Source organism: Herpetosiphon gulosus (assembly GCF_039545135.1).
GTDB classification, from domain to species: Bacteria; Chloroflexota; Chloroflexia; order Chloroflexales; family Herpetosiphonaceae; genus Herpetosiphon; species Herpetosiphon gulosus.
This window is the reverse complement of sequence record NZ_BAABRU010000003.1, coordinates 257,545-277,907: the sequence shown is the minus strand read 5'-3', so window position 1 is coordinate 277,907 and position 20,363 is coordinate 257,545. Positions and strand designations below refer to the sequence as shown.

The 20,363-nt window shown below is 48.1% G+C and carries 24 protein-coding genes and 1 pseudogene; 5 read left to right on the top strand and 20 right to left on the bottom strand.

Translation table 11 applies throughout. The annotated features are described in order from the left end of the window. Nucleotides 1-155: 155 nt before the first annotated feature. From rdgB to ABEB26_RS05170, 4 genes are all read right to left on the bottom strand, one after another. Complete coding sequence (gene rdgB, locus ABEB26_RS05185; protein ID WP_345720903.1) at nt 156-755, bottom strand: RdgB/HAM1 family non-canonical purine NTP pyrophosphatase; 600 nt, start codon at nt 753-755, stop codon at nt 156-158. A gap of 11 nt (nt 756-766) precedes the next feature. Next, the gene (locus ABEB26_RS05180; RefSeq protein ID WP_345720902.1) at nt 767-1,573 is read right to left on the bottom strand and encodes an HAD family hydrolase; all 807 of its coding nucleotides are present in this window, start codon (nt 1,571-1,573) and stop codon (nt 767-769) included. 47 nt (nt 1,574-1,620) lie between these two features. Further along, a complete protein-coding gene (gene ilvA, locus ABEB26_RS05175; RefSeq protein WP_345720901.1) occupies nt 1,621-2,853 on the bottom strand; it encodes a threonine ammonia-lyase in 1,233 nt (410 codons plus the stop codon). A gap of 129 nt (nt 2,854-2,982) precedes the next feature. Next, complete coding sequence (locus ABEB26_RS05170; protein WP_345720900.1) at nt 2,983-3,423, bottom strand: GNAT family N-acetyltransferase; 441 nt, start codon at nt 3,421-3,423, stop codon at nt 2,983-2,985. A 196-nt stretch (nt 3,424-3,619) separates the two neighbouring features. Between ABEB26_RS05170 and ABEB26_RS05165 the strand changes: the two genes are divergently transcribed. Further along, nucleotides 3,620-4,090 carry an SRPBCC family protein gene (locus tag ABEB26_RS05165; protein WP_345720899.1) on the top strand — a complete coding sequence of 157 codons (471 nt, stop codon included), beginning with the start codon at nt 3,620-3,622 and terminating at the stop codon, nt 4,088-4,090. A gap of 72 nt (nt 4,091-4,162) precedes the next feature. Here ABEB26_RS05165 and rarD read toward each other — a convergent pair whose 3' ends face one another. Beyond that, a complete protein-coding gene (rarD, locus tag ABEB26_RS05160; protein ID WP_345720898.1) occupies nt 4,163-5,041 on the bottom strand; it encodes an EamA family transporter RarD in 879 nt (292 codons plus the stop codon). Nucleotides 5,042-5,262: 221 nt separating this feature from the next. Between rarD and ABEB26_RS05155 the strand changes: the two genes are divergently transcribed. Further along, nucleotides 5,263-6,135 (top strand): STAS domain-containing protein, encoded by an 873-nt coding sequence (locus ABEB26_RS05155; protein ID WP_345720897.1) that lies wholly within the window; start codon nt 5,263-5,265, stop codon nt 6,133-6,135. Between the two features lie 37 nt (nt 6,136-6,172). Here the strand turns inward: ABEB26_RS05155 and ABEB26_RS05150 are convergent, their stop codons facing one another. From ABEB26_RS05150 to ABEB26_RS05120, 7 genes and pseudogenes are all read right to left on the bottom strand, one after another. Next, nucleotides 6,173-6,847 (bottom strand): ABC transporter permease, encoded by a 675-nt coding sequence (locus tag ABEB26_RS05150; protein ID WP_345720896.1) that lies wholly within the window; start codon nt 6,845-6,847, stop codon nt 6,173-6,175. Beyond that, a complete protein-coding gene (locus tag ABEB26_RS05145) occupies nt 6,844-7,740 on the bottom strand; it encodes an ABC transporter ATP-binding protein (protein ID WP_345720895.1) in 897 nt (298 codons plus the stop codon). The genes ABEB26_RS05150 and ABEB26_RS05145 overlap by 4 nt, the downstream gene beginning before the upstream one ends. After that, nucleotides 7,737-8,135, bottom strand: a complete 399-nt coding sequence (locus ABEB26_RS05140) for a GntR family transcriptional regulator (protein WP_345720894.1) — start codon at nt 8,133-8,135, stop codon at nt 7,737-7,739. The genes ABEB26_RS05145 and ABEB26_RS05140 overlap by 4 nt, the downstream gene beginning before the upstream one ends. 95 nt (nt 8,136-8,230) lie before the next feature. Next, nucleotides 8,231-9,037 carry a hypothetical protein gene (locus ABEB26_RS05135; RefSeq protein ID WP_345721021.1) on the bottom strand — a complete coding sequence of 269 codons (807 nt, stop codon included), beginning with the start codon at nt 9,035-9,037 and terminating at the stop codon, nt 8,231-8,233. A gap of 156 nt (nt 9,038-9,193) precedes the next feature. Beyond that, a pseudogene (locus tag ABEB26_RS05130) lies at nt 9,194-9,541 on the bottom strand (cellulose binding domain-containing protein); the annotation flags it as partial. 313 nt (nt 9,542-9,854) lie between these two features. Next, a complete protein-coding gene (locus ABEB26_RS05125) occupies nt 9,855-10,211 on the bottom strand; it encodes a DoxX family protein (RefSeq protein WP_345720893.1) in 357 nt (118 codons plus the stop codon). 69 nt (nt 10,212-10,280) lie between these two features. After that, the gene (locus ABEB26_RS05120; RefSeq protein WP_345720892.1) at nt 10,281-10,859 is read right to left on the bottom strand and encodes an NADPH-dependent FMN reductase; all 579 of its coding nucleotides are present in this window, start codon (nt 10,857-10,859) and stop codon (nt 10,281-10,283) included. Nucleotides 10,860-11,063: 204 nt separating this feature from the next. On the opposite strand from ABEB26_RS05120, the gene ABEB26_RS05115 reads away from it, so the two are divergent. Continuing rightward, complete coding sequence (locus ABEB26_RS05115; protein ID WP_345720891.1) at nt 11,064-11,660, top strand: TetR/AcrR family transcriptional regulator; 597 nt, start codon at nt 11,064-11,066, stop codon at nt 11,658-11,660. Here ABEB26_RS05115 and ABEB26_RS05110 read toward each other — a convergent pair. Next, nucleotides 11,657-12,076 carry an FBP domain-containing protein gene (locus ABEB26_RS05110; protein WP_345720890.1) on the bottom strand — a complete coding sequence of 140 codons (420 nt, stop codon included), beginning with the start codon at nt 12,074-12,076 and terminating at the stop codon, nt 11,657-11,659. The two genes, ABEB26_RS05115 and ABEB26_RS05110, sit on opposite strands and share 4 nt — an antisense overlap. A 222-nt stretch (nt 12,077-12,298) precedes the next feature. Between ABEB26_RS05110 and ABEB26_RS05105 the strand changes: the two genes are divergently transcribed. Then, on the top strand, nt 12,299-13,309 hold the full coding sequence (locus ABEB26_RS05105) for a hypothetical protein (protein ID WP_345720889.1): 1,011 nt from the start codon (nt 12,299-12,301) through the stop codon (nt 13,307-13,309). A gap of 63 nt (nt 13,310-13,372) precedes the next feature. Here ABEB26_RS05105 and ABEB26_RS05100 read toward each other — a convergent pair whose 3' ends face one another. The 7 genes from ABEB26_RS05100 to ABEB26_RS05070 all read right to left on the bottom strand — a co-directional run bounded on the left by ABEB26_RS05100 (nt 13,373) and on the right by ABEB26_RS05070 (nt 19,462). Further along, nucleotides 13,373-14,614: a lysophospholipid acyltransferase family protein gene (locus tag ABEB26_RS05100; RefSeq protein ID WP_345720888.1), complete on the bottom strand. Its 1,242-nt coding sequence runs from the start codon at nt 14,612-14,614 to the stop codon at nt 13,373-13,375. Then, entirely contained in the window at nt 14,611-15,660 is a 1,050-nt protein-coding gene (locus ABEB26_RS05095; RefSeq protein WP_345720887.1) for an NAD-dependent epimerase/dehydratase family protein, read from the bottom strand. Before ABEB26_RS05095 ends, ABEB26_RS05100 begins: the two co-directional genes overlap by 4 nt. A gap of 128 nt (nt 15,661-15,788) precedes the next feature. Beyond that, nucleotides 15,789-16,190, bottom strand: a complete 402-nt coding sequence (locus ABEB26_RS05090; protein WP_345720886.1) for a type II toxin-antitoxin system death-on-curing family toxin — start codon at nt 16,188-16,190, stop codon at nt 15,789-15,791. Between the two features lie 50 nt (nt 16,191-16,240). Next, entirely contained in the window at nt 16,241-16,456 is a 216-nt protein-coding gene (locus ABEB26_RS05085) for a hypothetical protein (protein WP_345720885.1), read from the bottom strand. Nucleotides 16,457-16,641: 185 nt separating this feature from the next. Continuing rightward, nucleotides 16,642-18,120 carry a lysine--tRNA ligase gene (gene lysS, locus ABEB26_RS05080; RefSeq protein ID WP_345720884.1) on the bottom strand — a complete coding sequence of 493 codons (1,479 nt, stop codon included), beginning with the start codon at nt 18,118-18,120 and terminating at the stop codon, nt 16,642-16,644. A gap of 192 nt (nt 18,121-18,312) precedes the next feature. Continuing rightward, nucleotides 18,313-18,780, bottom strand: a complete 468-nt coding sequence (gene greA, locus ABEB26_RS05075) for a transcription elongation factor GreA (RefSeq protein ID WP_012189225.1) — start codon at nt 18,778-18,780, stop codon at nt 18,313-18,315. A 154-nt stretch (nt 18,781-18,934) separates the two neighbouring features. Further along, nucleotides 18,935-19,462: a DUF402 domain-containing protein gene (locus ABEB26_RS05070; RefSeq protein ID WP_345720883.1), complete on the bottom strand. Its 528-nt coding sequence runs from the start codon at nt 19,460-19,462 to the stop codon at nt 18,935-18,937. Nucleotides 19,463-19,753: 291 nt separating this feature from the next. Here ABEB26_RS05070 and nadD point away from each other — a divergent pair, with 291 nt between their 5' ends. After that, nucleotides 19,754-20,350, top strand: coding sequence for a nicotinate-nucleotide adenylyltransferase (gene nadD, locus ABEB26_RS05065; protein WP_345720882.1), 597 nt, complete (start codon nt 19,754-19,756; stop codon nt 20,348-20,350). Nucleotides 20,351-20,363: the final 13 nt, after the last annotated feature.

The window sequence follows — 20,363 nt, the reverse complement described above, 5'->3', positions numbered from 1 at the left end:
GGGGTGTTATTGGGCATAGCAGAAAAAGTTGCGATAGCCCCAAGCCAATAGCCAATTTGAAAATTAGCGGTCAAGGATTCAGGGACGAGGGTCAGGAGCCAATAGATGGACTAAATCCTGACCCCTGACAACTGATCCTTGACCTCTTATGATTCCTACTTTGCCAAGCGATCCAAGACTTCACGTGCAAGAGCGCAAGCTTGTCCACGATGGCTGATGCGGTTTTTTTCCTCAGGATCAAGTTCAGCCAGATGCTTGTCATAATCCAAAAGGTAAAATACCGGGTCATAGCCAAAGCCGCCGACTCCACGCGGTTGCTCGGCAATTACCCCAGGTAAAATTCCCTCAACTACCTCAGCTGGCTGGCCGGGCCATGCAATCGCAATTACACAGACGAAGCGGGCAATCCGATCATGAAATGGTTTACCTTTGAGTTCTTCCAGCACCCGAGCATAAGCCCGATGCGGATTAGTTGGGTCGGGCAAAGCCCAGCGGGCAGTGTAGATGCCAGGTTTGCCATCGAGTGCTGCTACTTCCAGCCCTGAATCGTCGGCTAAGGTTGGCAAACCACTGATTTGGGCATAGGTTTCGGCCTTCAAACGGGCATTTTCAACAAAGGTTGTGCCAGTTTCCTCAACTTCGTAATCAATGCCTGCATCGGCCAACGTTAGCAACTCAAATGGCAAGCCACTGAAAATTGCCCGTAGTTCACCGACTTTATGGGCATTATTTGAACCAATTAATAGCTTTTGCATACATCCTTACCCTAGGAACGGACATTTTGATGTTGTAAGACATAGCGATGCACTGCGACGGCGACTCCGCCGAAACGCGCCGAAGGTGCAACCCAATCGGCAGCTTCGATCGCTTGTTGCATACTGCCAGTTAATGAAACCCCAACTCCGGCCCAGCGCAACATTCCCACATCAGCATCAGCATCGCCAATTGCTAGCACCTCACTTTGCTGAATGTTCCACGCCTGACAGAGATGTTCCAAGGCGCGTTCTTTGGTGGCCTCGGCATGGGAAATAACTGCTGAGTACACTTCGCCAGTGCTGCGCAAATAGCGAAATTGCTTTAATTGCGAATTACGCCCCAAAATCTCTTCAACTGCACGGGTTGCCAACTCGCCATGGCACAGAATGCGGGTGGGAGCAAGCCGCACAATCAATTCTAATGATGACACAGGTGTGCAGACTGTGCGTGAGCCAACCAAATTGCTGGCTTGGGCCGTGACAAAATTGGTTTCATCAATCGTAAAAACAATTGGCAAGCTACGCTTATCGGCCATAGCTGCGATACGTTGCGCCAACTCCAAATCGATGGTGTGATGGGCAATTTCGCGCCCACGTTCATCCCAAACGCGGGCACCATTATGGCAAACCAGCGCAGTTGGAATATGTAAACGCTGAGCAACTTCTTGAGCAGCTTCACGACGGCGGGCAGTGGCTAAAACCACGCGAATCCCTTGACGAGCAGCTAAGGCCAACGCCTCGATATTGGTCGGGGGCAATTGGCCGCGATCATCAAGCAGGGTAAGGTCAATATCGGTTGCAATCATTCGAATTGGCATAAGCCCTACCGTAGATAGTTCATGCGAGCAGTCGCATGAACCATCGATTACACAGGCCACACACGCTGGCCAAAACGCTCGATGTGATAGCCGTGTGTTTCCAACATGTCAATGATAGATTGGCCATGCGCTTCATCGCGCACTTCGAGAATCATCTCAATTCCCACCCGATCGAGGGGGAGTTGCCAAACTGCCCGCCGATGGCTAATATCGATGACATTCGCGCCAGCTTGGGCAATGGCATTAACTAAGGGAGCGAGATTTCCCGGACGATCAGGGACACTGGTCCGAACGCGTAAATAGCGACCTTGTTTGACCAAAACTTGTTCAATAATCCGCGCAAGGAAGTTGCCATCGATATTGCCACCGCTGAGCACCACCAAGGTTGGCTCATTGGGACGCAAACGAATTGCCCCTTCAAGCAAGGCGGCCACGCCAACTGCTCCTGCTCCCTCAACCACCATGCGGCTATATTGCAAGATATGCACGAGCGCCCGTGCCGCCGCATCATCGTCAACCGTGACAATATCATCAACCAACTGATTGATAATCGGCAAGGTCAATTCGCCTGGTCGTTTGACTGCAATCCCATCACAGATGGTGGCGGCATGCGGCACGGCAATCGGCTTGCCTGCTTGTTGCGAGGCGATCATCGAAGGGCAGCCTGCCGCCTGCACTCCGATCAAGCGCACATTGGGGCGGAGCGAACGCAAGGCCAGGGCAATCCCTGCCATCATTCCGCCACCACCGATTGGCACAACCACCGTGCCGCCTTGGTCGGGCAATTGATCGGCAATTTCTAAGCCGAGCGTGCCTTGTCCAGCAATTGTAAAGGGATCATCGAAGGCATGAACATAGGTTGCGCCAGTTTGAGCTTGGAGTTCGCGGGCATACGACCCAGCATCATCAAACGAAGCCCCATGCAAAATCACCTCTGCACCCATGCGTTGGGCCGACGTAATTTTGGCCAAGGGAGCAAACTCAGGCATCACGACGGTAGCTTTAATGCCATTCAATTGAGCGGCTAAGGCCACGCCTTGGGCATGGTTGCCTGCCGAATGGGTAATTACGCCACGAGCTTTTTCTTCATCGGAGAGCGAGTTGATTTTGGTATATGCTCCACGAACTTTGAACGAGCCAGCACGTTGGGTATTTTCGGCTTTGTAAATAATTTGGCCACCAAGCTCTTGGCTCAGTTGTTCGGCTGGCAAGAGCGGCGTTTGGGTGATAATCGAGCCTAAAACATGGGCTGCGGCATAAATGTCATCAATCGTTGGCATAGACTTTTCTACCATGGTGAGTTCAAATCCTCCGCAATGAGGATTGACCCGCATCGTTGCGAGTCAATGGGGCTATTGTACCATAGCCACTTTGAGTTTTTGGCTAGTCAGTAAACGATTGAATAACATTTAAACGTTGAGAAAGTAATAGTACTCGGCCAGATCACGTTGCCAGCCATGCTGCTCGTAGAGCCGTTGGGCGGTTATGTTGCTCGCTTCAGTTTCTAATACGAGGCCTTTGCTCTTGGTGCTAACAGCCCAATCGCGGGCAACATTGAGCAAGCCTGAAGCCACACCTTGACCACGGGCATGCTCTGCCACAAACAGATCGTTTAAAATCCATAAACGTTGCATTGAAACCGATGAAAAACTAGGGTAGAGTTGGCAGAAGCCTAAACCAGCCTTAGGAGTTTGCGCCAAAAAGATGATCGATTCGTTATTGCTCAGCCGATCGTGTAAAAAAGTGCGGGCGGCAGCAAGATCGCTTGCTTGACGATAAAATTGGCGGTAGCCATCAAATAATGGCACAAGTCGCTCAAGTTCATCCAAGCTCGCTTGGATAATTTGCATCGCAACTCCTTTGTGCGGCTGCACACAAGTTAATTTTAGACTATAGTAGCTAGTATCGTACCATAATTCGGCCTAGAATAACGCATTAATTGACATGTCACAGATCAAGCTCCTGCTTCGTCGGGATTAGGTCTGTTTGATTTTTGATCGATAGTAGCCTTTAATGGTTAAGTATTTTAGTGAGGAGCTAAGCGCTATGAAACCAATTATCTTTGAAATTACCGGGGAGATCGAAGCCCCCGCCGAACTGGTTTATCAAATTATTGCCGATTATCGCGATGGGCATCCACATATTGTGCCTAAGCAATATTTCAAAAGCCTGAAGGTCGAGCAAGGTGGCATTGGCAAGGGCACGATTTTTGTTACTGAAACTGAAGCGTTTGGCCGTAAGCAAACCATGCGCATGCACGTGACTGAGCCAAGCCCCGGCAGCGTGTTGGTCGAAACTGATTATGATTTGGGGATTATCACCACGTTTACGGTTACGCCCGATGGTGAACAGCGCTCGAAGCTAACCTTACATACTCGATCTGAGCCAAAACCTGGCCTGATGGGTTTGATCGAGCGCTTTTTATCACCTGGCTTGTTGCGCAAGATGTATTTGGCCGAATTTGAGACCTTTAATCAATATGTGCGCAGCAACCAATATCGCGCCCAAACTAACTAAACTGTATGTTCCCACACCCCTGAATTCTCTGCTATAGCGGCGGGCGCTGGGGTGTGGGATTTCCGATTAACCCTACGTTTTTGCCGTTTGACCACGATTGAGATAGCTTTCGAAGCTGTACAATGCTAAGGCAAGCCAAATAATTGCAAAACCAATCAATTTTGTGCCTGAAATTGGCTCATGATAGAGCAACACACCAAGGCTAAATTGCATGGTTGGGTTGATATATTGCAATAAGCCCAAGGTGGTCATGGGAATTTGGCGTGCTCCGGCTGCAAACATCAACAATGGAATCGCCGTTACAATCCCTGCACCTGCCAAGATTAAGCTGACTGTCCACGATTGATGCGCAAAAGCGGCTTTGCCTTGGGTTTCGAGCCAGAGCAAATAGCCCGCTGCTGGCCCAAAAAAGACCACGGTCTCCAACGCAAGCCCTTGCAGCGAATCCAACGCCGCAGTTTTGCGAATTAGGCCATAAAAGCCAAAGGTAAATGCCAAGGCTAGGGCAATCCATGGCAACACACCCAGTGCTACCGTGAGATAGACCACGCCGATGGTGGCCAAACCGATCGCCATGGCCTGCCAGCGCCGCACTCGTTCGCCCAAAAACAACATGCCCAGCGCGACGTTGACCAAAGGATTGATAAAATAACCAAGGCTACTTTCGACCACATGGTTGGCATTGACCGCCCAGATGTAGACATACCAGTTGATGCCGAGCAAAAAAGCGCTGGTCGCATAGATTAAAACTGTGCGACGATTGCGCAAAACCTGCAAAAATTGGCCCATTTGGCCACGCACAACCACCAACAAACCCACAAACACCAACGACCATGCCATGCGATGCGCCAAAATTTCCAACGCTGGAACGCTACGCAGCAACTTCCAGTAGAGCGGGAAAAATCCCCAACATGCATAAGCCCCGGCAGCGTAGAGAATTCCCCGTTTCATGCCAACACTCCCATTTGAAGCCGACTGTGGTTGATGGTTCAGCCATAGTACAATTGCTAATTGCTGCATTATCGCTGATTTTTGGCAAAATCATGCTATGCTTAAGGTCTAGTTTGACATACAATAACCTGTATATCTGAATGATTTCGCTGTTGGCAGACCTTTACTCGCTGCATCGTCGTGATCGTTGAACTCCTTTGTATCAACCTTGGAGCGTTGACATGAGCAATTCAGCATCAGATTCCGCCGCACTCCAGGCCCAAATTGCCGAATTACAGGCCCAATTAGCCCACGCCCAACGCCAAGCCGAGTTATTTGAAAATCTGGTCAAACGATTACCAATTGGCATCGATTTGTTACAACGAGAAGATCCGGATGATCCGACCTCGCTGCGTTTAATTTTTACCAATGGCTTGATGCCTAATGCTCCAATTGATATGCGTTTGCACGTTGGCAAGCTGATTAAAGATATTTTTCCCGATGTGCCGCCAATGGTTTTTGAACGCTATCAGCATGCCCTTGATTCAGGTGAGTTGGTGCATTTGAATGAATTAACGGTCAAAGTGCCAGATATTGGGGTTCGGATTGCTCAGCTTTCAGCGATTCCGCTTACCAACGATATTTTGTGTATCAAGGTTGCCGATATTACCGAGCAAAAGCAGGTGCTTGAAGCCCAACGCCATATGCTCGAGCAGCAGGCGATTATTAATAGCCAACAGGAAGCCTTGGCCGATATTTCAACTCCATTAATTCCAATTACCGATAGTGTGGTGATTATGCCGCTAATTGGGGCGGTCGATACGCGGCGAGCGCAGCAGATGATGGAAACTTTATTGCATGGTATTAGCCACATGACGGCCCGCTTTGCAATTTTGGATATTACTGGAGTGCCAATTGTGGATACCCAAGTGGCCCATGTGCTGATTCAAGCTGCTCAATCGGTGCGTTTGCTTGGTGGTCAGGTTATTTTAACTGGTATTCGCCCAGAAGTTGCCCAAACCTTGGTTGGCTTGGGCGTGAATCTGAATGATTTGATTGTGCGTGGCAATTTACAAAGTGGCGTGGCCTATGCCACAATTGAGCGTTATCATTAAATAGTGGTTGCGCTAGCTACTTGGCTAGCGCTGTTTGCTAAATAAAGTTGGTTTTGCGTTGTTGCACGACGAGCGTGATGCCTAATAAACCTACGATAACCGCTAGTTGGATTGCCAAAATGCTTAGTTCGGTGCTATTCCAAGCTAGGCTGTTGCTATCGCGATGTTGGGCAATTGCTGGAATTTGCAGAATTCCCCACAAAAACCCTTGAAAGCCTAAATTTGCGAGAGCCATAGCTCCAATTGCTCCATGCTGCGAGCCAGTCACAAGTCCCATCATCATAATTAAACAATAGCTCAGCAAAATTTCGATCAAGGCCAATGTTGTTATTACGACTAAACCATTGGGCAGGCTATCACGGCTGAGAATAATCAGCCAACTGCCAACTAATGCCAGCAGCCAAGGTAGCAAAAACATCGATAGATTGGCCATAATTTTGGCCAAAGCATATTGAAGGCCCGAAACTGGCAAACTCATAATAAACGGCAAGGTTTTTTGGCTGTGTTCGCTAATGACATTGCTGGTTGTTAGATGAATTCCCAAAATCATTAATACCGTCAGAATCAGAATTACCCCAATTCCAAAGATAAAGCTGTTGTCATCGGCAAGTAACAATGCCAGCGCAATCAGCATGGCGCTGATGTAAATTGACATCATCGTGCGATTAATTTGCCAATCTTTACGCACTAAATGGTTGATCATCGAATTCATAGATTTTTTCCTTCGCGCCGTGCTTGAATCGAAGCAACAAAAATTTCTTCAAGGGTTAATAATTCGACTGCCTGAATTTCTAGACCTGCTTGTTGATAGGTTTGCTGCAATTCAGGGCTATAACGATTGGTAATAATTGTTTGGAGTTGACCATGGCCTTGGTGTTGTAATACATTCGGCAATTGGGCAACCGTTTGATCTGCTGCAACGCGCACCCGCAAGCGTCGCCAAGCATCAAGCAAATCTTCTTTTGAACGTGCTTCGATAATTGAGCCTTGATCGATAAACACCACCTGATCCGAAATTTGCTCAACATCAAGCGTGTTGTGCGATGAAAATAAGATTGTGCGATCTTCATCCGCCAGCACTTCGATCAATGCCGTGAGCACTTCTTGGCGTGCCACTGGATCAAGTCCAGTTGTCGGTTCGTCGAGAATTAGTAATTTGGGCCGACGTGCTAAGGCTAATAACAAGGTCGCTTTGACCCGCTGACCATGCGATAAACCTTTGATTTTCTGTTCAGCACGCAGGTCGAAACGTTTGAGCAATTGCTCAGCATAGGCTTGATCCCAATTTGGATAAATCGATTGAATAAATTGCATATGCCAAGCCAAACTAGCCTTGGGATACAAGCGCATATCCTCGGAAACATAGCCAATCTCGCGTTTGGCTAGCACTTGTTGTTCCGGCATGGTTTGGCCTAATACCTGCACCGAACCATGATCTTGATGGACGAGGCCTAATAAAATGCGAATCGTGGTTGATTTGCCTGCGCCATTGACCCCAATAAATCCAGTGATGCTGCCAGTTGGTAGGCTCAACGAAATATCATTTAAGCTGAAATATTTATAGCGTTTACCAACCTGGTGTAGCTCGACGGCATGCGTATTCATAAAAGCTCCTGTTGTTGTTGAGCTGTTGAAGCTTGTAAACGGTGGATTAATTGTTCGTTGGATAAGCCCAACAATGCTGCTAAACGAGCTACTTGCTCAAGATACGAATTCAATTCATCCTCCCATAATTGGCGACTAAGCTGGGTATTAGTGGCAACAAACGAGCCTTTGCCATGCTGAGTCACAATAATTCCCTCATGTTCTAGCTCGAAATATGCTCGCTTGACCGTAATGACGCTAATGCGTAGATCGATTGCTAGTTGACGAATTGAGGGAATTTCACTGCCTGCAGGCCAGTCGCCAATCGCGATCCGCTGTTTGATCTGCTCGATAATTTGCAGATACATCGGGCGGCCATCAGTGCGTGAAATACTTAAATCACTGTGTATGTTCATATATACAGTATATACAGTATATACTCAGTTTGTCAAGCGTTAAAAAAGTAACGGCCAGCGCTAGGCTGGCCGTTGGCTTGCGTTATGCAGCGAATTTAGTAGCCGTAGCGGTTCTTGAGATGTCGCCAGAAGTCGCGCAACATCCATTTATCAAAATCGGTAATTTGGCTAGCGCTGCCAGCATTCATAATAAAGCTGTTGATGCCAGTGGGTGTCCAATCGTAAAAATCGTCAAGCCCAAAGGTATTCCCAACTTCATGCAGAAAGATGTGGATGTTCTCGCTGTTGAGGTTATTGACAAAATATTCGCTTCCCACTCGCTGGCCCCAATCGCCACCAGCGCCGCCTGCCATTCCCTTGGTTAGCCACAACGACATATCATAGTGGTGATCGAAGCCGCCAGGACAATCGGAATAATCGCCATCTTGGTTGAAGAAACGACCACATGGCGGAGCACATTGTGGTGCATTTTCAGCGATATTGTTGACATAAATATCAAAAGAATTGTCGCTCCATTGTAGGGTATTACGATCACGGACGGCCCAGCCGACCACTTTGATGTTGACATTGGTGTAAGGCCAACCATTGGTGCCTTGACCATTATCAAGCATTGCATCCATCCATTTTTTGAATTGCCGCGCCAGCGAAGCATGAATTTGGTCGCGCAAGGCGGCGGAAACTGGGGCATCCGAATCCCAGCGCACACAATAATTAATCGAGCCGTTGCCCGCAATCACTTGATCCCAGCCATAATTGCGAAAACCATACAAGTTGCCATAGGTCGATTCGACATGCTGCCAAACTTCATTCAGCGGCGTTACCAAGTTGCTCGGCGGATTCCAGCCAGTCGGCGCAGGCGTGCGAGTTGCAGTTGGTGCAGGCGTGCGAGTTGCACTCGGCACAGGCGTGCGGGTTGCGGTTGGTACAACTGCTGTGGCTGAAGGCGCAGGCGTGCGGGTTGCAGTTGGAATTGCGGTTACAGTTGGTGCAGGTGTGCGGGTTGCGGTTGGCACAACTCCAGTTGCGGTTGGTGTGATGCCGCCATTGCAGGCGATACCATTCAACTGAAAATTGCTGGGAATTGGATTGCTGCCCATCCAACTGGCAATAAAGCCCAAACTCACACTCGAATTACTGGCAATTGTTCCATTCCAAGCCATATTGCTGACGCTGACGGCAGTGCCTGTTTGGCTATAATTGCCACCCCATAATTGCGAAATAACTTGATTATTGAAACTCCAAGTTAATGTCCAGTTGTTGATCGGGCTTGTGCCAGTGTTGCGAATCACGATATCGCCCTGAAAACCGCCTTGCCACTGCCTAACAATGCTATAGCTAATTGAACAAGCACTGCTCGTTTGGGCTTGGGCTGGTTTTTGGCTCTGTGTCCAAACCAAGCCAAGCATCACCATGATCATTACTAAACGGCCTCCCCGTTTTGGATTCGCCATCATCGATACTCCTAACCACAGCCTTGAAGAATTTCGACCAGTCAGCGGAATTTGGAATCGATCCCAAGCAAGAACAAAAACAATCAGTGATCGATCCGAACCTGGTTAGGCTATCCTAGCATGGCACATTTGTTAAAATCTACTTAATTTCTTTAGATTTGTTAATGAATTTTAACGGTTAAGCTAAGATCTAAAGATGTGCACTGATCGATTAAATTAAAAAAGGCTGGCTCCTGCCGAGGCAAGTGCCAACCTGCTGCAACTGGGCTTAAAAGCGTCCGTAGGCCACGAAAAGCGCCAAACTGAGCAAAACAATATTGATGCCAACCATGGGGTACTCTTTGAGCCGAGCATGGACTAAGCCAGCCACAAACATCGTAAGGGCTAGGCCCATTGCTGCTAAAGGTGTTAAAATCATGGCGATTCCGGTGAGCCATGGCAAAATTAAGCCAATTGCGCCCAAAACTTCGATGCCACCGATGAGTTTGATGGTGTTTGGCGTAAAATCTTTAGCCCAAGCAAGCTGAGCTGCAATTTTATCCTTAGGTTGAATCAGTTTGAACGCTCCAGCTCCAGCAAACACCAACGCCAACAAGCCCTGCATAATCCAGAGAATGATGTTCATGGCAACCCCTATTGCTAACTGTGCATGGCATATATGCTAGCAAAATTGACGGCATTTTACCAGTGTTGATTATGCTTGTTCGCGGGCAGTTTTGAGGGCTTTTGTCCACCAACCAAGCTCATCAAACAAGGTATTGAGGGTTGGCAAGAGGTGGGGTAGATCATTCAAGGCTACACCTTGTTGCCAAATCCCAATAAAATCGGTTCCGCCGATATGCACTGCTGTGCGAGTGGGAGCCATTTGCAATTCAACACAAATGCCGCGCAGATGTTCGACTGCACGCGCACCGCCGACTCCGCCATAGCCAACCGCTGCGGCTGGTTTTTTGTTCCATTCGGGCGAGGCATAGTCGAGGGCGTTTTTCAAAGCAGCGGTAATGCTATGGTTATATTCGGCGGTAACAAAAATATAGCCATCATAACTACCAACTGTTTTTTGCCATTGTTGGGCGGTTTCGTTGGTTGAAGGAACCCAAGCATTTGAGGCAACTTCATCGAAAAATGGCAAATTTACCTCACGCAGATCAACAAGCTCGAAGGCTAAATCGGTGCGCGCAGCGGCATGCTCTAAAACCCATTGGGCAACTTTTTCGCCTAAACGAGCTTGGCGGGTGCTGCTGATGATGATCGCGATCCGTGGTGTGGTCATTGAACACTCCTTCTGATTGACCTAACAAACTAAAACCTTGCTGTTTCGATCGATTGTGGCTTGCTTGTGGCTTGGGGCCATGCTACTATCCTAGGGCATAGCCATCAATAATCTAGACAACATATGTATGATAGTTGGCTAAAAAACCTGCGTCAACCAACAAAAAGCTACAAGTGTTGTTTAGTTGCAAAATTAGGTACAACCTTGATTCATGTTAATCTACCAATCGATCCTCGAATTACGCGCACACGCCAACGGTTAATCGATGCCTTTAATCAGCTAATGCATGCAAAACCGTTTGATGAGATTACGGTGCGTGATATTGCCCGCCAAGCTGGGGTTAACCGCGCCACATTTTACGCCCACTTTCCCGATAAACATGCCTTGCTCGATGCAATTATGGCGATTTCTTTTGCCGATACCTTGCAACGCTGGCTAGTTGGGCCGCTTGCTGATCCTGAAATTTATTTAGAGCGACTGTTTTTGGCAATTACCGATCAACTGACCATGTTCAATGGCACTAAATGTCAAGATACCTTTTCAACGTTTGAAGCAGTGATCGAGGTACAAATTAAGGCTCAAGTTTGCAAACACATCCAGACTTGGTTTCGCCAACATATGCCAGCCCAAATCTTGCGCTATCAGCCACTTGAATTGAGCGCCGCGCTGGTGAGTTGGGCCTTGTATGGGGCGGCGCAAGAATGGAAAACTCGCGCCCGAACCCAATCACCAGCAGCGTTTGGCCGTCAAGTCATCCCTTTAATTAGCGCAATGGTTGATCGGTTTACCCATGAACGCTAACCCCGATGCTTGTTCAGAAAATGGTTTAACTGGCCAGCACTAATCGCCGAACCCCGACAATCCTCAAGATCGGCGCAAACATAGCTGTAGGTAGCTTGATAGGCAGCATCTTGGCGACCTTTGAGGCTGCGCACCGAAATCATATCGCCAACTTCAACGAACTGACCACATAAATCGCATTGGCGTTGGCGAAATGGCTTGCCTGCATGGGCCGACATATTGAATACAATTCCTCGCGTTTGAGTGCCATCATGCCAAACCAAATAGATCCGATTGGTTCGTTCGGCCAGCCAATGATAAAAACCATGTTGCGAGAGCCTAATATCGAGCGGCAGTTCGTAATCCTCGGCTTTACGAAAAAGCTTGCGCAAGGCTGGGCGCTCAAAAACAAGTGGGGTTTCATCGATTTCATCCATGGTTATGTGCTCCAACAAATCTAGTAACAATTAATTCTATCCATGTTTGTGTGCCGCTGCTTAGGCCTAAAGCTGGGCTTAGGCTTCAATCATTCGAATGAGCAAGCGTTATTTTGGATGCAAAATGGACTTGATGTGCCATCAAAATGTCAATTTATATCCATTTGCTCAGCCTAAACTGCTTGCATAGCGATGAATTGATTTGCGATTGAAGGAGCCGTTATGCCACGCTGGATTATGTTTAGCTTGATTTTGATGTTAACCAGAGGATGCGTTAACTCGGTTCCAATTCCAACACCATTGCCAGAAGCAACCTTCGTTTCTGAGCCAACTCAAACATTAACTGATCAATGTGTATCTGCTAACTTACCACCCCAACCACTTCAACCAAAAGATGAAGCTTTTGTGAAAAAAGCTTTTATTCAAACCGAAATAGCTGGCGAAATTGATGCAATTGTGACGGTCATTGATACAAATTGTACAATACAATATATCGATATTACTTATCATTTCATGCTTGATGTGCCTGATAACGCTGATCGGGGTAGATTGGAAGAAATAGCTCATAGGATTCAAGATCTAGTGCTTGAATTGAAACAGCATCCACCACTTGATATTCGCTTGAATACCCTAGTTATTACTTGGAGATTTGCAAAATACGGTTGTTCGTGGGGCTATGATTATGCCATGCTTGATGGGGTGGGTGTTTGGTATCCAACACCTGCTGATCTCTTTTTGATGCCATCAGGATTAAAGTTTCCAGCAATTTGTGCACATACTGAGGTTGTCGAATCAACTATTCCAAGACCTGTACCGCCTCATGTTTACCCTTGCAGCCAGCAACTAGAGATTACTTACCTACGTTTGCGAAATGACCAACAAGCGATTACTTCCGCAGCCTTTGAACAATGGAATCCTTTGATGGAAATATATCTGAACGGCATTATAGCTGGCACTTCCTGTTTTTATGATATTGTGACTATTCAATATAGCCTGCGCTTAAACATATCGGATGATACACCGGTATCCTTTGTCCTTGAACAGACTCATTTGCTTACTACCACGCTGGAACTTCTCCGTAATCATCCACAACTTGAGGCTTTAATCATTGACACCAGCATTAACTGGTATTTCTCATCGAGTTGTGTTTGGAGCTTTGACAATTCCTGGAAGGATGGTGAAGTCATTGTCCAAAGTAATGATAGTTTACCTCCGCCATGTGTACAACCATAGGCTTAAATGAATCAAGCCCTGCTTTCACACAGGGCTTGGTTGGGGTTTGGCGAAGCTTACGGTCTAAACGAAAATATTCGAGCGATCTTTAAGGTGGTCGAGCAAAGTATTTTGAATGGTCGTGCGGACTTGCTCGGTCAATTGTGAGATTAATAGTGGATCTTCTGCGCCCTTCGAGCCATATTGCTCAGTTTCGATTGGCTCGCCAAACACGATTGTCCATTTGGTGGGCAGTGGAATCAAGCCCAATGGCCCCAACCATGGAAAGGTTGGCGTGATTGGAAAATAGGGAAAGCCCAAGAGTTTGGCCACCGACTTGGCATTATGCAAGTGCGGGTGAATTTCCTCGCCGCCGATAATCGAAACTGGAATGATCGGCGCACCAGTTTTGACCGCAACTTTGACGAAGCCGCCACGCCCAAATCGCGCCAAGCGATAGCGGTCTTTGAACAATTTGCCAACGCCCTTCAAGCCTTCTGGAAAGACCCCAACCAACTCATCGCGCTCTAGCAGAGCTTCGGCGTTAGCTGGCAAGGCCTGAACTTGGCCCAAACGACTGAGCAAGGGCGAGATAAATGGCAACGACGAGAACCAACTTAGGTGCAGATTGCGTAACACACGGCCAGCCTCATGCTCAAAACTTAGCGCCGAGCCAACCATCGCCCCATCCCAAGGCAGCACACCGGAATGATTACAAACTAACAAGGCGCGGCCTGAATCGGGGACGTTTTCGAGGCCAATTGCTTCGACTCGCCAATATTTCCGGTACATAAACAATAAAAGCGGCTTGGCCAAATCGAGCAATTCATAATCCAGCCCAAATTCATCAACCGCGTAATCGCCGCGCCAGCGCCGTTTGACCATATCGGCATTGGCATCAAGCTGATAGCGCAATACCAAGCCGATGCCTTTCCAAAAATCAGCATCAAGATAATCGCTGTTGATATTGGCTTTGAGCGTGGTGACGGCCATTTCGATCGCTTTTTTGGGCCAGCGCGTCAGCGATTCACGAATTAAGTGAATCACTTCGGCGATTGCGCTCTCGCGTTCATCTTCGGATGGTGGCAAGGCTCGAATTTCGGTTTCTAAGGCCGAGAGTAACGAATCGATCCGTGTTTGGCTGGTGCGCCGCAGATCATGATCGATATTAACCACCTCGATCGGGGTTTCAGGCTCAACTGGATATTCATCAGCGGCTGCGAGCGCAGTTTCTTCAGTGCTGGCATCAACAACCGGAATCGTTTGTTCGGCTTCATCAGCACCGCCAGCAGCGCGACGGCGACGTTTTTGGGGTTGATCGCTCATGCTTCATCCTCCTGACGGCGACGATTTAAAAAGGCTTGAATTCCATCGTAGGCTTTGCGTTTGGGCAATAAATCGCTGTAGCTTTTCAATCGCAACGAGCTACGGAAGGCATCGAGCGCTTCCTCGGCAGTGTGGCGTGGCTCGTAATTCAATTCGCCGCGCATGGCCGTGGTATCGGCCACCCAAGGAAAACGCAAATAATCTAATTCAAATGGCATAATTTGGTTGGCTAAGCGATTGTGGCGCACAAAACCGAAGCGTCCAGCTGCATAAGCCAAGGGGTGAAAAATTGGCAACGGTTGGCGGCCAACCCGCCGAATCATCTGGCTCAGCGGCATTACACCATCGGCTGCAACATTGAAAACCCCATTGGCTTCAGCGACCAAGGCGTGCAACAAGGAGCCAATCACATCGGCCTCATGCACAATTTGCATCAATGGGTCAAAGCCGAGCAAGGTTGGCGGAGTTGGTTGGCCCAAGTAGCGCATGGTTGATGATGCGCCGCTGGCTCCAACAATGCCTGGGAAGCGCAAAACTGCAATATTCATGGCGTGGTTACGCCGAAAATCGGCGATGAAACGCTCGATTTCATAGCGATGGCGCAATAGTGGCTTGCCATCAGTGCCACGTAGCGGCGCATGTTCATGTAAATACAAGGGGTTATCAACGTGCGCCCCATAGACCATGGTTGTGCTTTTGATCACCACCTGTTTAACGTCAGCAGCATTTGCCGCCGCCAAAACCTCCATTGTGCCCATCACATTGGTTTGAAAGGCATCTTCGGGCGAAAGCAGGCCGCGACCCCCAGATAAGCCCGAGGTAAAGACCATGTGTAAAATGCCTTCGACCTTCTCGGTGCGAAGCAATTCGACCAACAATGGGTTGCGTAAATCGGCCTGAATATACTCAACGCCATCAATTGGGCGTTCTGGTGGAGTAATATCAAGCCCAATCACGCGCACAATCGGAAATTTCGCCAATTGGCGGGCCAATCGCCGTCCCCAGCGACCAGCAGCCCCTGTGATCAGCACTGTGCGTCGTTCCACAAAAGCTCCTTATCCAAAAAAAGCCAAATGCGAGCACAACCGTGGTGAGCACATAGAGCGTGGCAGCGAACGTGGGTGAAGCTCTATGCAAAAAAACGTGGCTCCTCGGCAAGAATAAAGCGGTTGACCTAGCGTGGTTGAATTGTCAATGAGCCAGGTATCAGATGATCGTTGAACCAGTGTAAAAGCTGCTCTTGGCTGCGTTCTGAACGGGCGGCAGCAGCGAGTTCATGGCTCAAGCCCTCAATATCTTCGATGGTTTGATCGTTGATATGGGCCAAACGTAAGGCAACCAACAGTGCAGTCGCCGTATTGCCTGCACGAAACGGGCGATTTTTAATTAATGTATAGCTCAGTGCTGCAATTTTGGCAGGTAAATCGGGATACAATTCCTCACCAAAACAGGTCTGGGTTTGGCTTACTACCAAGCCAATCAGCCGATCAAGGCTGTTAAGGCCTAGCCGACCGCCAAAGCGCTCGACCAAATAGCCATGAATATCCAACATATCTTCGCGTTTTAAATAGTGCATATGCCACTTCATTGTTGAGTAAGCCTGCGCAACGTTGCGGCTGGCTCAGGTTATAAGCCAATTAACGATTGAAACTCGCGATCATAGGCATCGACCACGCCCTTGGCCCAAGCCCGTAATTCTGGGCTGAGTGGCTTGCGCAATACCAATTCGCCTTCAGTAAAGACTAATTCGACGGTATCGTGATGCTCAAGGCCGATTGCATCAAGCCAGCCTTGCACCACGCTTGGTAAATTTTCCCGCTCGATCACTAATGAACGTGGCATTATTTGTGTCCTTTGTTAGTAGGGGCTAGGAGTCAGGGATCAGGGTCTAGTAGTTAATTTGCTCATAGCTTTTAGCCTCTGAACAATTGGTTTGTATCTATACTGACTGACTATGCAGGTGTTGGTCTACTGGGTCTAATTTCCTGACCCCTGACCCCTGACCCCTAGCCCTCGACCCCTCGTTGCTACTCCTCGCCCTGCTTGCGCAAATGCGGGAAGAAGATCACTTCACGAATGGTAGTTTGATTGGTAAATAATAGACACAGCCGATCGATCCCGATGCCCAAGCCGCCAGTTGGTGGCATGCCAACTCTGAGCGCCTCAAGGTAATCTTCGTCCATTTGCATGGCTTCGTCGTCGCCAGCGGCATAATCGCGGCCTTGCTCTAAGAAGCGTTGTTCTTGGTCGAAGGGATCGTTTAATTCGCTGAAGGCGTTGGCAATTTCGGCTCCAAGCATAAATAGCTCAAAGCGCTCGACAAACTGTGGATCATCGGCTTTGCGCTTGGCCAAAGGCGAAAGCGGCTGTGGATATTCGGTGATAAAGGTTGGCTGAATCAACTCAGGCTCAACAAATTCACTAAATAGCTCATCAACTTGCTTGGCCCAAGTTGGCTTGCGCTCAATTTTCAAGCCAGCTTCGCCAATTGCTTCCCATAGTGTATCAAATTCGCGGCACTCGCGAATATCAACTCCAGTTTTTTCGAAAATGGCATCGCGCATGGTTAGGCGCTGCCACGAACCACCAAGCTCAATTTGCTGGCCTTGATATTCGATGCTGGTGCTGTTGAAAATTTGCTCAGCAGCAAAGCGAATCATACCCTCGGTTAATTGCATAATCGATTCATAATCGCCGTAGGCTTGATAAACCTCGATCATGGTAAATTCTGGGTTGTGGGTGCGATCAACACCTTCGTTGCGGAAATTTTTACCAATTTCATATACGCCATCGAAGCCACCAACGATCAAACGCTTCAAATAGAGCTCAGTGGCGATCCGCAGGTATAAATCTTGGTGCAGTTGATTATGATGGGTGGTGAATGGTCGAGCCGCCGCGCCACCATAAATCGCCTGCAACACTGGCGTTTCAACTTCCAAAAAGCCGCGTTCATCGAGGTAGCGCCGCATTGCCGTGATCAAACGAGCGCGAGTTCGGAAGATTTCGCGAACTTCGGGATTGGCTGATAAATCAACATACCGTTGGCGTTGGCGAGCTTCTTGATCGCTAAATTGGCCTTCGCGTTTGTCGGGTGGCGGCGTGATCGCCTTGCTGAGCATCGTCCAGCTTGTGACATGCACACTTGGTTCGCCCATTTTGGTGGTGAAGAGCGTGCCTGTGACCGCGATAATATCGCCAAGATCAGTCAGATCAACAAAATGCTTGAATGGCTCATCTCCAACATCGGCTTTACTGAGAAAAACTTGAAACGCGCCATGATCATCATTTAAATGGGCGAAGGCTGATTTGCCCATAACGCGGCGTTGGCGCAAGCGCCCCATGATCGTCACCGTAGCGTTAGCCTCGACAAGGGCCGAAAATTGTTCACGCACGGCGGTTAATGTATGGGTGCGTTGAGGCACTCGTGCTGGATATGGCTCGATGCCAGCGGCTTGGAGCGCCTGTAGCTTGCCATAACGTGTTTGCTGTAAATCGTTTAATTCCATGCTAATCTCAATAATAGAATAAAGCGAGCCAGCGCAACTCGTGCTAATGCTAATGAAAAAAGGGCTGTGCTGGATGGCCTACTGCTTGAATCCTGCTGGCTATTATAGCCGAGAAAGCACTGTGTAATCCAAAAGGCGCACTCTCCAGTGCGCCTTAGGCTTTGTCACACACTGAATTGAGTGGGGGATTGGTTAGCGAATTTTGAGAACTGTCATTTTCATAATCCCGCTGGGGGTGCTGGCAGTGGCTTTTTGGCGGGCGCGTTTACCCATCAAAGCGCTGCCAATCGGCGATTCATTGGAGATTTTGCCATCGCGGGGGCTAGCTTCGGCAGCACCGACAATCATCCATTCTTCTTCTTCGCCGTCTTCATAGCGAATCGTGACTGATGACCCTAGCCGTACTTCGCGGTTATCCCCATCTTCTTCAATCATTTGGGCGTTGTTTAAAATGTTGCGGATTTCACGGATACGCCCTTCGAGGAAAGCCTGCTTATTTTTGGCATCTTCGTACTCGCCGCTTTCGGAAATATCGCCGAGTTCTTTGGCTTGACGAATCCGCTCGGCGACTTCCATACGGCCAGTTGTTTCAAGTTCCTCAATTTCCGCTTCCAGTTTCGCACGACCCTCTTTAGTCAGATAAAACGGCTTATCGGTCATAGTACTTGCCTCGATTATGGAATGAAAAAAAACCGAGAGGACTCTCAGTCAAAAGAAACGCCCACGCGATTGCTCACGTGAACGTGTTAGCCATTATACGGTATTCACTCACCCTTGTCTAGCCATGAAAGTGTTAGAATTTTTGAACTCATCTTCAGCTTTTAGCCTCAATTTGTTGCAAAAAATCAGCTAACCATTGCTGTCCAACCAACTTAAATGGCTCAGCCTCTGTAGCTAATTGTTGATAGATTTGGGTAGTTGTTGCATGCACTTGGTCAATCTGGCTTGCTGGCATTGGCCAACGTTGGCAAACTGCCGTAAACACAGCCTGATCGCGAATTTCTAGTCTGCCATCATCCATTTTTAAGAGATCAATTTCCAGATCAACTTCCTCAACTAGTTGATTATCCCAAATATGAGGTAGCACAATATCCACATCAATTAGTTTACCGCTACGATTAAAACACGCTGACCAATAAGCGTTATAGGGTATCAATTTAACAAATGATTGTTCAAATGTACCTTGTTGACCATTGCTATGATGCCAAACGCTGCCAGCTATAATCCCCAGCCAATGTCCAAATTGATCTGTGCCAAGCAGGTAACCAATTGCTTGGGCAGTTGGGCGTTTTGGCCATTTAAAGCCATGAATCGTGATTTGTGGATAACTACTGAACATCATGTGCAACCCTAATTAAGTCAAAACAAGCTTTGATTATACCAATCAAAGCCTCCGAATAAAATTGTGCTAATTACTTATTTTACTCTTTTAATTGCCCTAGTCTATGAACATAACAACAGTGCTTAAATTTATCCCGATCTCTCCAACCTATTTATGTAGTGCGCTCAATTTTGCCTTCTGACTTTTGCCTTTTGATTTCATCCTTCCATTAGTGTGATATTGACAAAAAGCAGAATCGCGCTATACTACTCTGCACTTGGTGTCATAGTGACTATTAAAGAAGGAATGGTTATGCAACGGGTTGGGATTTTGGGCGGAACTTTCGATCCAATCCATTATGCTCATTTGGCAATTGCCGAAGAGGCGCGAGTGGTTTTGGGTTTAAGTCAGGTGATGTTTATTCCAACGGCCCAACAGCCGTTGAAGCAGCAGCACTTTAGTTCAGCCTACCAGCGCCTTGCCATGACCAAACTGGCGATTGCCGATAATCCAGCCTTTACAGTTTCCACGATCGAAGTCGAGCGTAGCGGCGTTTCCTATACCATCGATACCATCCAGGCGCTGCACGAAGATCAACCAGATATCGAGTGGTGGTTGATTGTTGGCTCGGATAGTTTGGCAACGTTGCCGCGTTGGCATTCCGCCGCCGATTTAGTGCAATTGGCCCATTTTGCCATTTTAGAACGACCTGGCTTCGATTTGGATTGGTCGGCTTTGCTTGAGCAATTCCCAGCTTTAGCCAAACGGAGCGTACGGATTCAAGGCCCACGCATGGATCTTTCGGCGACTGAGTTACGTAGTCGCTTGCAGGCTGGCTTGCCTGTGCGCTATCTCGTTCCTGATGCTGTTGCGAGCTATATTGCCGAACAACAGCTCTATCTTGCTTAATGTAGCGCTTACC